Source organism: Bacillus salipaludis, from assembly GCF_004358205.1.
The window spans coordinates 138,625-151,887 of record NZ_SMYO01000004.1 but is presented as its reverse complement, the minus strand read 5'-3'; the positions used below and the strand labels follow the sequence as shown (position 1 = coordinate 151,887).

7 protein-coding genes and 1 pseudogene are annotated in these 13,263 nt (G+C 29.0%); 2 read left to right on the top strand and 6 right to left on the bottom strand.

Annotated elements, in window-relative coordinates; translation table 11 throughout:
• Positions 1–95: 95 nt before the first annotated feature.
• Positions 96–1,715, bottom strand: a complete 1,620-nt coding sequence (gene tagH, locus E2K98_RS08930; protein WP_133333908.1) for a teichoic acids export ABC transporter ATP-binding subunit TagH — start codon at positions 1,713–1,715, stop codon at positions 96–98.
• Positions 1,716–2,184: 469 nt separating this feature from the next.
• Between tagH and galU the strand changes: the two genes are divergently transcribed.
• Together galU and E2K98_RS31625 are read left to right on the top strand one after the other, a co-directional pair.
• Complete coding sequence (gene galU / locus E2K98_RS08925; protein WP_133333907.1) at positions 2,185–3,069, top strand: UTP--glucose-1-phosphate uridylyltransferase GalU; 885 nt, start codon at positions 2,185–2,187, stop codon at positions 3,067–3,069.
• 391 nt (positions 3,070–3,460) lie between these two features.
• A pseudogene (locus E2K98_RS31625) lies at positions 3,461–3,794 on the top strand (ATP-binding protein); the annotation flags it as partial.
• A gap of 345 nt (positions 3,795–4,139) precedes the next feature.
• On the opposite strand, the gene E2K98_RS08915 reads toward E2K98_RS31625, so the two are convergent.
• The 5 genes from E2K98_RS08915 to E2K98_RS08895 all read right to left on the bottom strand — a co-directional run bounded on the left by E2K98_RS08915 (position 4,140) and on the right by E2K98_RS08895 (position 12,795).
• Entirely contained in the window at positions 4,140–5,639 is a 1,500-nt protein-coding gene (locus tag E2K98_RS08915) for a DUF6270 domain-containing protein (RefSeq protein WP_133333906.1), read from the bottom strand.
• Between the two features lie 626 nt (positions 5,640–6,265).
• Positions 6,266–8,401 carry a CDP-glycerol glycerophosphotransferase family protein gene (locus E2K98_RS08910; RefSeq protein ID WP_133333905.1) on the bottom strand — a complete coding sequence of 712 codons (2,136 nt, stop codon included), beginning with the start codon at positions 8,399–8,401 and terminating at the stop codon, positions 6,266–6,268.
• Between the two features lie 41 nt (positions 8,402–8,442).
• Positions 8,443–10,074: a CDP-glycerol glycerophosphotransferase family protein gene (locus tag E2K98_RS08905; RefSeq protein WP_133333904.1), complete on the bottom strand. Its 1,632-nt coding sequence runs from the start codon at positions 10,072–10,074 to the stop codon at positions 8,443–8,445.
• Positions 10,075–10,146: 72 nt separating this feature from the next.
• On the bottom strand, positions 10,147–11,316 hold the full coding sequence (locus E2K98_RS08900; protein ID WP_133333903.1) for a glycosyltransferase family 2 protein: 1,170 nt from the start codon (positions 11,314–11,316) through the stop codon (positions 10,147–10,149).
• Between the two features lie 336 nt (positions 11,317–11,652).
• Positions 11,653–12,795: a glycosyl hydrolase family 28-related protein gene (locus tag E2K98_RS08895; RefSeq protein WP_165976224.1), complete on the bottom strand. Its 1,143-nt coding sequence runs from the start codon at positions 12,793–12,795 to the stop codon at positions 11,653–11,655.
• Positions 12,796–13,263: the final 468 nt, after the last annotated feature.

The window sequence follows — 13,263 nt, the reverse complement described above, 5'->3', positions numbered from 1 at the left end:
TTTGTTTTAAGATAGTGACTAGAGTCAGCATATTAAAAAAAACCCTCCTGCTAAACTACTATGTTTGAAAGGAGGGTTTTTCATAATATCACTGTTTAAGATTGGATCTGTTTGATGGTTAACTGATTAAAAGAATTTGCATTGGTAGAATAAAAAATAAAATCATACTCTTTTCCATGGTATAGATAGGATTTTCCATCCTCACTAAGAACAGGCGTACCGAATTGTTCATGAATTTGATCAGGGGTCATGCCATTAATCGCCAAATCAACTTCAGTAATTCTACCATCTTGATTAGAGGTTAATTTTACTGCGCTGTTATTGTCTGAAAGGCTCAAATCCTTTTCTATTTTACCAAGATAACCCAACGATTCAGTAAACTGGTCAACTTGTGCAATGGTACTTAGTTTTGGAATAAAGCTGTCCTCATTAATTTGAGAGGCTACCTTTGTGACTAGTTTATCGCTAATCCAAGCTTCCCTACCATCATCTAATTTAAATTTTAACCAATTAATATTATCAGTCGGATCTTTTTGTTCCTGTTCAACCGTTATAGATTCACCAAAATAAACCATTGAAATTTTTTCACTTGAGACTAAATCCGGTTTGTTCCTTACAAAACCATCGTCCACTTGAACATAGCGAATATCTTTTTGCTCCTTATCACTAGCTTTCTTTACTGGTTTATCCTTAGTATTTGCTTTTATTTGTTTCGTATTAGCAGCCTTTACTGCTTGTACCTTTTCGTCATTGTTGAAAAAGGTTGAGATTTTATCCAATTTTAGATATATTCCAGCAGAAGCTAAGATGAGTACAAACCCCAAAATAAAACTAAGATTCTTCATTCCGATTCTTTTAGGATTTTTCCTTGTACGATTTCTAATCGGCATGGTGGGATGATCTTCATGTTCTTCTGCAGTAGGACGTTTTTCACTTCTTCTCTCTAATAATTGCTGAGTAAACTGTTTCTTTTCTTCTTTCGACATCTTATTGAATTGCTTTATAAATTTTTCATACTGAGGAATAATCTCTTCAATCGTTCCATATGCTCTGATTTCCCCTGCCTCTAACCAAAGCGCCTTTTGACAGAACTCTTTTACTTGCCCAATCGAATGGCTGATGAAGAAAATCGTTTTTCCCATTTCTTTAAAGCTATTCATTTTATCTAAACATTTTTGTGTGAAGGTCTTATCCCCGACAGAAAGAGCCTCGTCAATCACCAATATATCCGGATTTATGTTTACTGATATCGCAAAACCTAATCTCGATTTCATCCCACTGGAATATTTTTTCACTGGCTGATCAATAAACGGTCCGATATCAGCAAATTCAATAATCTCAGGTATTAACGTTTGGATATCTTTTTTTGAAAACCCGAGCATCAAGCATTTTAACTCGATATTCTCTCTACCAGTTAATTGATTATTAAATCCAGCACCAATGGAAATGAGAGCAGCCTCGCCATTTATTTTTATCGATCCTGAACTTGGTGGTACGACTCCAGAGATTAAATTGGAAATGGTAGATTTACCGGCACCATTCACACCAATAATCCCAATGACATCTCCCTCTTCGGCCTCAAAGGAAATATTTTGTAAGGCATAGAAATCTTCTCCATAGCCTTTCGGCAAGACCAAATCTAATAATTTATCTGAAGTCTTTTTATACATTTTATAATTTTTTGTTACATTTTTAAAAACAATAGAAGCACTCATTTTCTCTCCTAGGTACGTAAAATAATTGATAAATAGTTAATAGCAATTTACCCATCATTCTTAACATAACATAAATAGTGAATATTTTAAAGCGGTATAAAAGAGTAAGCACCCATCCTATAGAATTTTCAAGCAGGCATATTTTTCGGCTTTTAATAGTTACTCTTTCACTTGCCTTGATATCCAAATCATCAGAGAAATAATCTTTAAAAGGTTTGAATTTTTAATATTTTATTATTCTCCAGAAAGACTTTTCTAAAAAAACTGTAATAAAATATAAAAAATAAAATATGCCCATTATACCAATTATTTTCTTCCCAAAAAACAGATATTTACATTTTTTGCGTATTACATTAAAATTTAATATGGCCTTGATACAATTTTTCGTATTCTGTAAGAGATTGATATTATTTAACAATTTCATTTTATTTATAAATAAATCGTAATTATTTTTTAAGGAGTAGTGAGAATGAAAAAAGTACGTAAAGCAATTATTCCAGCTGCAGGATTAGGAACACGTTTCTTGCCTGCCACAAAGGCTATGCCGAAAGAAATGCTTCCAATCGTTGATAAACCAACGATTCAATATATTGTAGAAGAAGCAATTGCTTCAGGAATTGAAGATATTATTATTGTGACTGGTAAATCCAAGCGCGCAATTGAAGACCACTTCGATAACACTCCAGAATTAGAACAAAACCTTCTTGAAAAGGAAAAATTTAATTTATTGGATGAAATCCAATATGTTTCCAATCTTGCAGATATCCATTATATTCGCCAAAAAGAGCCAAAAGGCTTAGGCCATGCGGTGTGGTGTGCCCGAAAGTTTATTGGAGATGAGCCATTTGCAGTCCTATTAGGTGATGACATTGTTCAAAGTGATACTCCATGTCTAAAGCAGCTCATTAATGAATATGAAGATACCCACTCTTCTGTTATCGGTGTACAACAAGTACCTGACAATGAAACTAACCGCTATGGTATTATTGATCCTTCTTCCCAAATGGGACGCCGTTATCAGGTAAGTAACTTCGTGGAAAAGCCTAAACAGGGTACGGCTCCATCTAATTTAGCAATCATGGGAAGATATATCCTAACACCTGAAATCTTTATGTTCTTAGACAACCAGGAAACTGGGGCTGGCGGAGAAATTCAACTGACTGATGCAATCCAACAATTAAATAACATTCAGCGTGTTTTTGCTTATGACTTTGAAGGTAAAAGATATGATGTTGGTGAGAAGATTGGATTTGTGAAAACAACGATTGAGTTTGCATTGCAGCATGAGGAACTACGTGAGGAAGTATTGGAATTTATAAATGAGATTCTTAAGAAGGAAATTGTAATGAACTAATTTTTGTCACCAAGTTAAAAATTTCTATTATCCTTATTTTATTTGTAAAATTACATTTAAAAAAGTAGATGTCCATAAAATGGGCATCTTTTCTTGTTCAAAAGAAATTTTTAGAAATATCTAACGAAGCTACTTTAATGGATTGTATATCATTTATAATCCAGATTAAAAAACTCAAAACAAATTTTACACCTATTAACTTAATTAACTTCAAAAATTAGACAGAAGAGAAGTTATTTTTATCTTACTTATACTTTTTCGTTAATATCACCTTTTATTGCTTTAGGTGCTCTTAAAACGTGACTCACAAAAAAAGCTTAAACCCTTTTTTATCCCTTTTCTTCTATTAATTCAGTTTTAGTTTAAAAATATATTTTGAACTTAATCCAATATTAAATTCTATACGGTGGCATCGATGGTCAACAGATTATTAGAAACCAATGAAAAGAAACGCTTAATAAGCTGTTTAAGCAAATAGAGAAACTAGATTTATTGATTTTGACGAACTGGGTTACATACCTCTTTTACTATTTCAGGTTATCTATATGCGTTATTAGACTATGAGTATTATTATTACGATAAATCTTCAGTTCGGTCAATGGAATCACATTTTTGGTGATCCGAATTTAACTGAAGCCGATCATTGACCAACTGATCCATCACTCACATTTAAATTTTTGTAATGGTGTAGCCACGATTACAAAAATTCAATGATACAAGATTAATTTATGCGTTGGGACGTGGATACAATTTTGATTGCCGTTTAATGCATTTTTTGCTTGCCAAATAAACTTCATCATTGATTTCATCAAAAGTCTAATCTGATAGAATTTCTCCTCTTTCCAAACAATTTCCTTATCAAATTTACGTTTATTTGCACATGCTTTTAAATGAGTTATAAAATAGTTTGTAACTTAATTATACAAAAAAGACTGTAGGCAAACCCGTTTTTTTGGGATTTGTCTACAGTCTGACCACAGTATTTAAGTAATGTGGAATAAATTATTATTTCATTCTTTCAAAATTTTTCGGGGCAATTTTAAAAATTAAAATCAGTTAATTTTTAAAATCTAATCCTCTGAAATCTCCCTCAATCTTTTTATAAATTCATGATAGTATGGAAGATCATAATGAACATTAAATTTCCCCCATTTATGATTTTCAGTTGAAATTAGTTTGCCTTCATCAATACTTATTGGTATAACGTCAAAATTTGCTTCAATATACCTATCTAAAGCAGACCATGCTTTATTATATTTCGAAACCTCTTTAGCATTATTAAATAAAGCAACACTACCATCATCTTTAATATAACTATCTGTGAATCTAGCTTTGTGTAAGATAATTTTTGAATGTGGCAAAATAATAGATACTCTTCTAAAAAACTCATGTATCGATCTCCTCCACAATTCAAAATAAGCGTCAAAATTATTTATGATATTTAATTTAGGATATGAAGATAACCTCTTATAAAGATTTGTTTTTTGTAAAACCCAATAGTTGTTTGTTATATACATACCATCAAAATTTATTACACCAAAGTACACATCAGAAAAGAAATCTAAAATTATAAAATCATTCTCTCTAAAGTTTAAATTTCTAAAAAAACTTTTATCAAGTTCAGTACATAACTGCTCTGCTTCCCAATCACCAATATTATTTATCTCATTTGTATTATAGGTAATCGGTTTAGACACTAGACTAATAATTGAAGTCTGATTTTGTAATTTAAACATCTCATAATCTTTTTTGTAATCTTCATTGAAATGTCTATTGAAATTATCACGACTAACACAAGAGCCTATTATAGATATTCCTTTTTTCTTTTTATTTATCTGTAAAATAGAATTTATGCTATCAATCGATAATTTAATTTTAAATTTATCATTTTGAACCTTAAATATTTCAGAATCTGCACCAGGTATCATAATTAACGGTTGATTACCATTTGGTAAAACCAAAAGAGCAATTTTTGCATTAAAATTCCCAGTGTTATCAAGAGGAAGATTACTAATTGGAATTTCAAAATAACATATAGTATCTATTCTATACTTTTCTTCAAAAGTTTCATCATTCAACAATATAAAATATTTACTTTTAGACTCTATCTCATATATTTCTGCTCTAATAAGTAGATTTTTTGAAATGTAAATATCCTTAATAGAATATTGCAAATTCGTTTTATTAAATTTAATAAAGAATGCTAGATTATTCTCCTTAGTCCAATAAGGCTTAAAATTAAAATTTTTCCACGGCTTTTTTAAATAATAAGTCTTTACATCATTTCTAATATTCTGTAAAGTAAGCTGACGTAAATTAACTTTTAACCTAACGTCCCATACCTCATTAAGATTAATAAATTTGGGGACTTTAAAGTCTGAACAATTAATTATAATATCTACTTCTGAAGATTCAGGTATTATTTCTTTACGAAATATAACAAATGGAAAATCAGTATTTCTTCTAAAAATCTCAAGAAGAACTTTTTCACCTATTAACTCTTCTGGTAATTTAATTAAAATGCCTAAACCATCGTCAAAATAAACTATATCATGTATAATAATGTCCATTTCTTCACCCTTCCTCGGAGTAAACCAAGTAAAAAATATGATTTGAATTCAATTTGATATAGTTCCTTATTTTGAGAATAAAATCAGTAATCTTTAATATTAAATTATTTCACTCTAACGTAGGTGCTTATCATTTTTACCTGAAATTCTTCCAAATTTCCATTTTCTTCACGAACAGTAATAACAATATCCCACTCATTATTTGCAATTGCCTTATGAATTGGAAATACACTTTCTAAAATAAAACGAATATAAAATGCAATTGTGCTTTTTTGTTAAATATGGTTTTTACTTTATAAAAATTCTTTCCTTTAAAGAAAAAGTAATTAAAATTTCCTTTACCAACATTACATTCATATTGTTCAGAATCAGATTTATAAATTAAGGACCAAGAACAATCATGCGAAATATCTATAAATTGGAAAAGATCATCCAAATTAAATTCCACTGTAACTTTTCGATCACTAATCTTGTGACATGACTTAATTGATATTAATTATGATCCATTATTATTTATAAAGGAGTAATAGGTAGAATCGTCAAGAAGTTGAGCTACAAATAAACCCTTCCTGAAGTATCTTCATAAACAAAATTACTAATATTAAACTTCTTCATTTTTTTCCCCTCTAGTTATTTAAATTCTCAATCGCCTTAAAAATCCGTTCATTATTATTATTATCTTTGAAAGCAAAAAAGTTGTTCGATTTCTTTAAGTATTTTTTATCAATTATAAAATTTCGACTCGCAAGCATGCTTATTTTATTTACTAAAATAGACTCCTCAGTAATTACCTCGCCAAAATCCGAATACTGAATTTGTTTTACGGGACCATGATGATTATTTAGGGGATCAAATTGGTATAGAAGCACAGGTTTTTCCATATATAAAAAGTCCGCCATAACTGAGGAATAATCTGTTATTAATAAGCAACTTTCTTTTAGTAAATCAGAAACAATTGCATCTTGTTTTGTAAGAAATTGAATCATGGGATGCTTAAAGGCAAAATCATTAATAAAATGCTGCATTTGATTATGAATATAAAACTTTACTTGTATATTTTCCTTTTCAATTAAATTTAAAAATTGTTCATTACGAATTAAATTATAATAACGGTTAAAATACTCTGATAAAAGAAATTCATTTTCATTCAACCTAAACAAAGAACGTCTCCAAGTAGGCATAATTAAAATTTGTTTTTTTATTTCCAAATCGCGGAGGTTATCAAATCTACTTAAACCAGTAACAGCAATATCTTCATCTTCATAGCCTAAAGTTGTTTTAATCACTTCTTTTTCAGCATTTGAACTAGCAATGAATAATTTCTGATTATATATTTTCTTATTTAAGTAAGGAGCAATGTTATGAATAATAACGCCATGTTGAAGAGTGATTTGCTGCTTATTTACTATAATATTTTTAAATAGGTTTTTAAAATTAATTTTACTTTCTGGATAGGAGCTTTCTTCAAAAACCCATGCACTAATGTATTTTTTCGCAATCAACAAATAAATCCAGTGTTTCAAACTAGAGTGGTATATGATGTTACCCAAATTCTCAATTTTTCCCACATGTGGAGAATCCTTTTTAATAATATAGAGTATTTTTTTATTTGGATAATTTTCACGGCAATATTTAAAGAAATAATAACCATTATCTTCTGCCTGATCAGACCGTTCACTAACTAACCAAACTTCCCTCCCGATAAATAATGGTTTTACTAGGAAAGAGAGTAAAAGGAGTAACCATTTTAAAAAGTAATTTTTAAATTGTTCTTTCCATAATCCACTTTTTCGTAAAGGAACTGTTATTTTCCATGAGACCGACTCTTCAATCGGATATTGCTTTATTTTACCTTCTAATTCTTTAGCAGTGTTATACCAGTAACGCTTCCCTCTTAAAATGCGCATATAATAAAGAGCCTCTGAAAAGAGTCCCTCACGAACCATTTGTGCAAATGGAATGTACCCATTTAGACCCCAGTTCTTCAACAAAGGATCATCCACATTCAACAAAAGCTCTTTAAGTAGTTCTAAAATTGATTCTTGCCGATTATAAGGCAGTAAATCTACAAAATTTCGATTATCAATTAATTTAAATACCTTCTTTACCAATGCTTTTTTAAATAATATTTCAAATTTCTTTTGTTCAATATTATTATAAGAAAATAAAAGAGAATTTAATATTTCACCTTCTGAAATGATTCCGTCTTTACTCTCTTTATATGTTTGTTTGAAAGTAACATTATTTATAAATTTAAAATGAAGGTCATCTTTAAATAATTCAAAGTAAAGTCGAGCCAACATCGACCGGTTAACTTTTTCTAGATTAAAAAAATCAAACTTATTTAAAACTGTTTTTCTTATTATTTTTGGAGAAACAATATCATCAAAATCCGCATGAAAAAATGCTGTAAGGTCATCAAGTCTTTCTACCACGCCTTCCCTTCTCAACTGAATAAAATCATACCTTTCTTTCGATTTTATTTCAGATAATATTACGTCAAAAAATTCTTTGCTAAAGGAAGTTTCTTTGTCTAGAAACATAATAAATTCCGTGCTAATTTCCTTCAAATTTATTTGGTTACATGAAACAATACGTACATTTTTATTTTCTTCTATTGAGGTATTTTCCAATTTCACGTCGTATAAGTGAACAAGATGAAGATTTCCATTGTCAACTTCTATTTTCATACTTGCAGGAATTTTACCTTCCTTTTCTAAAAACGGAAAACTTCCCGGTAAAATTATTAAACTCAAGCTCATAAATGACTCTCCTTCTATATCTCACATCTGCATGAATGTCACTAATTTTTGGACTTAAACTGACTTAAATAATAAGGAAAATGTTTTTTAATTGTATTAAAAATACGTTCACTATTTTTATGATCAATGTATTTAAAATACTTCTCCCTATTTATGGAATATTTTTTTTTTTCTCGAAAGCCATTACTTGCATATCCTTTAATTAAAATAATTAAACTCATTAAATCTAAGGCTTGATCACCAAATAAATCCTTAGGAAAATCAAGATAACTCCCCTGATTTTTTAAATATTCTTCTTTGTCAAATTGGTAAAATACCACTGGTTTTTTCAAATAAAACATGTCCCAAGCAACACTAGAATAATCTGTAATCATTAAGGATGATTCCATAATTTCTTTTTGTAGAGGAGAATCACCATAACAATTTACTTTTATTTGCTCGATTACAGATTTAAAAAGACTTAAGTGTTTTTTAAATTTATGATGCAAATAAAACGTTATCGTTAAATCGAATTGTTGTATTAGTTCTTTTAATTCAGAAGATTGGATTAGCTTTGAATACCTCAGATAATAATCTGTTTTTACAAATTCTTCATCTGTAATATCATCCATCCAAGATCTCCAAGTTGGCATTACTAAAATTTTTTGTGTATAAATATTATTTTGTAGGTTATCCCAACGAGATAACCCAGTAACTTCAACTTCATCATTTTGGTAACCAAAATTTGTGACTATAATCTTTTTTTCGAAATCCGATGAAGTAATAAATAAATCGGCCCGGTTATTACTATTTTTGTGAAAAATATTATCTACACGCTTTAATCCAATAACGCCATGTTGTAAAAAGATATTCTTTTTTCGATTTAAAACTCTTCTAAAAAATCCATTTTGAATCCTAATGTCATATAAGTGTCCTTTTGATTCAGAGGAGATTAATAATTTAGAAGCAAAAAAATAAATCATATATTTTAAACTCATAAAAAATACTAATTTATCTTCCATACCCTTAAAATTTGGGATATCTGGAGAATTATTTCTTATTACATAGTAGAAATTATTATGTTTTTGCTTTTCATAGCAATAACGAAAAAAAGTGAAACCATTATCTTGAGCTACATTGGCATGTTTTTCAAAACCTAACCATATCTTTTTATAATCCCAATATGGTTTTAAAAACAAGTAAATAAGAAATGCTAGCAGCCATTTCAACATATACTTTTTTGATTCATAATACATTCTTTTCTTATACGTAAGAGAAAACGAGCCATAAGATGTAATATAAGGAAAAATGTGATAATCCTGATTTAAGCAAATCGAATTTAAAAAAGGCAATGCATTCATCTTAAATTTCAATTTATCATTTGAAATTTTCACACGAAAAAAATGGAGTAAATTATTAATTTCCACCCCAATATAAGCATCCCAATAAAAAGGTTTCCAAGAACTATTTGTAATGTCTATATTAAAGATAATATGGTATTTGGCCCCTTTTTTCTTTACAAAAACAGGAAAACTTTGCTTTTCGTTTTCCAAACTATTCCGGTGAACAAACATTAATTTTTTTATAGTCACATTCCCTTTTATATCGTCCAATAATATTTTACCCGTTAAAAAATTTTTTCTAATTTTCAACTTTATCAATTTTGGCTTTGCTACAACTAAACCATCTCCCATTATTAAACAATACTTCCCCCCAGTTATTATTTAAAAATTTATTTTCTTTTATTTTTGTCCAAACTCATAAGATTATTGTGAAAATTTCATCTTAAATTGCTTTTTAAATTTCCTTCTTTTTTCATTTAATATTCTTAATGGCCTTGTTATCCTCCAGGATTTACTATTAAGAAATGCAGTTTGTCTTTTGTATTGTTTTAATAAATTATTGCCCTGAACATACCAAAATTTACGAGAGATATGCATTTGAGTATACTCCATTGCTAAGTCGATATAACCTTTACTTAATAAACTTACAATCGGTAATTCCAATTTAAAGTATTTTTGTATCAGCTCTTCGTTGTATGAAGAAACTACTTTACTAATTCTTTCTAAAAGATATCTTCTTTTATCATAAGGAAGTGCATTAAATGCCGGATCTATTAACTTCCAAAAAAGAGACCGTAATGCATTAATTTGAAATACCTCATACTGTTTATCTGATAATAAAGGTTTGACAATTTCAGCTGCCTTGCAATCATTTAGTATTGTTGATTCCATATCTTGCTGGGTCATTGAAAGATTATTTTCATCATCTCGAGTCCTGTATAGATAAATAGTTTCAGGAATATAACTAAATTTCTTCGCTAAAGTAAATAGTTGCATATCATAATACTTATCTTCCCCATTTTTCATGCCTTCAACAAATCTTAAACCATGTTTTTTTATAAAGTTAGATTTTACTAGTTTTAAGTATACTGCTGTTTTTACTTGCAGAAAGAATGGTACTTCTTTTATTGAAACATTATAATAACTTTTCTTCATTAAATAATCTCGAAATGTCATGTGAAACCAAGTTTTCCGTTTCGGATCGCTATCCTTAAAGCTTTCCATAGTTCCCATTACAAAATCTGAGTCCCATTTTTCTGCTACCTTATATAATTTTTCATATGCATCAACTGGAAGTAAATCATCAGGATCTAAGAAAATTGTATATTTTCCGTTAACTTCCTTCATCCCTTCATTACGAGGTGTTCCAGGCGCTCCAGAATTAACAGGTAAATTTATTATTTTTACGTTTGTGTATTTATGAGCATATTCATTTAGAATTTTAATTGTCCCATCAGTTGAGCAATCATTTACCATAATAATTTCTAAATGTTCAAAACCAATAGTTTGATTTAATAAAGTCTCAAAAGCCTCTCTTATATATTGTTCTACGTTATAAATCGGTAATATTACTGAGATATAGGGTTGGTTCATATTAAATATCTCTCCTCATTTTCAATATCTTTTAAGCTTTTTCACTAAGAGGCTTTATAAATTTTTCTTAATTAATTGTTTAGGTAAAATTTTTAATGTAAATCTTTTATTTACTTAATATAAAAAAATTCTACAAAAATACCAAAAATATGTATAATTGTACCACATTTTTTGTCGTAATTTGTCTTTTATCGCCATTTTTATAGATTTTCGTAGGACCTATTTTATCATAAAAATATATACCTCATATAACCTTTTTTCTGGAAATTATAGATTGTGTTTACTTAAGTAAATCCCTTTTATTTACTTGAACATATAAAATACTATAAAAATTAATCAAGAACCTTTTGTATTAATAAACTTGTTATTCTTAATAGAATAGTTTTTACTTTGAGAAAAGTAGATAGGCGACTCCCCACTATTTTCCAAAATATTATTTTCAAAAAATACTTTTTTAAAACCTTCAAAATGACCGAAATTACTAATCGCATTTTTAAACACATTATTAGTTATTCGTATATTTTCACAATAACGCAAAGGAGTAATACCATCCTTATCACGTGGGTAACCATGTGTTCCAATGGCACGGATTATGTTTTCAAAATAACAGTTTTGAATTACTATATCCTTAGAAATCGTCCCATCATAAGTACCAAAAGTCGGAAATGAATGAATTGTAGCCTCTTCAATTTGGATCAGTTCATAATTTTTTGTTGCATTATTTGTATATTGAACATTACCGAACCAACAGTTATCAAAAATTACATTTTTACTAGAAGAAATTTGGAAATAGTGGCCGTTTTGTCCATTTATAACCTTTAAGTTTTTAAATGTTATATTTTCTGCATGAGCTATTTCAAAAGCACTTGTACTGAGTTCGGATGGGATAGGTGCTTTGAGGGTATTTAGATCAATCGTCCCTCCACTAAAATGAATATTCCCGTCTCCACTATATCCACTGGAATAATTAAAATTTCCAATTTCACCATTAACAAACATTTTAGTACTTTTCCCAATTCTCCTAATAACTGCGTTTGAATCAAGATATATATTTGTGTTTTTAAACAATCTTAAAGTTGTAATGTTGTAAATACCCTTAGGGAAATATAGTTTTATTCCCCCATGATCTCTAGCTATATTTAAAGCTTTTTGAATAATCGCTGTATCATCTGTAATACCATCCCCTTTTGCCCCAAAGTCCCTAATATTTATAAAATTCCCATCAACCCATTTTTCTCCATTCCAATAGATAAGTTTTTTTAAAGTAGTGTCCAAATAAATATATCCTTTTGGAACACCAGTTGGTCTTTGGGTGGTTTCTCCTCTTGTATAAATATACTTGTTTGCATTTATTGTCTGAGGATATCTGACTTTCCCATTACTTGATATGTGATTTGGATTTTCAAAATTTATTCCAATTTTTAGAACAACTAATAATATACAAATAGTCAGGGTACAAGCAGTAATACATTTTTTCAAAACTAAATCCTCCAAATCTTAAATTGGTTAACAAATTGATGCACAATGTTAGGAAATTAGAAAAAGTGAGGGAAAATGGATATTATTAATATAATTTTTAATGATTAATTGGGAGATCGAGTCCTATTGATAATAATAAAAAACACTTCTATTTGCAAAAATCACTTTTTCAAAAGGGCATTCTGATTAGCCTGTATGGGTTCTTTTTTACATTTTTATACTCTATTTTCTTTGTATTGAACTCTATCAGGTCGTCTTAATGTCTTTTCTTAAATAATCAAGTCCCGTTGGCTAGTTTCTATTAATTTATGCTGCAAAAGAAAGCACCACCTCTATGGGTATTCATTCAAGCCATGGAGTTGTCCAACTCAAACCATGCTTATCTTTTACATCTACAAATTAACAACAATCGTTTCTTTAAGGCGTGCTTGAATCTTTTTACCCCTTCTGTATGACTAAGGTAGGCTT

Excerpts from the sequence above, each read along its gene's own strand:
- galU (WP_133333907.1), top strand. The coding sequence starts at position 2,185 with ATGAAAAAAGTACGTAAAGCAATTATTCCAGCTGCAGGATTAGGAACA.
- tagH (WP_133333908.1), bottom strand. The coding sequence starts at position 1,715 with ATGAGTGCTTCTATTGTTTTTAAAAATGTAACAAAAAATTATAAAATG.
- E2K98_RS08915 (WP_133333906.1), bottom strand. The coding sequence starts at position 5,639 with ATGGACATTATTATACATGATATAGTTTATTTTGACGATGGTTTAGGC.
- E2K98_RS08910 (WP_133333905.1), bottom strand. The coding sequence starts at position 8,401 with ATGAGCTTGAGTTTAATAATTTTACCGGGAAGTTTTCCGTTTTTAGAA.
- E2K98_RS08905 (WP_133333904.1), bottom strand. The coding sequence starts at position 10,074 with ATGGGAGATGGTTTAGTTGTAGCAAAGCCAAAATTGATAAAGTTGAAA.
- E2K98_RS08900 (WP_133333903.1), bottom strand. The coding sequence starts at position 11,316 with ATGAACCAACCCTATATCTCAGTAATATTACCGATTTATAACGTAGAA.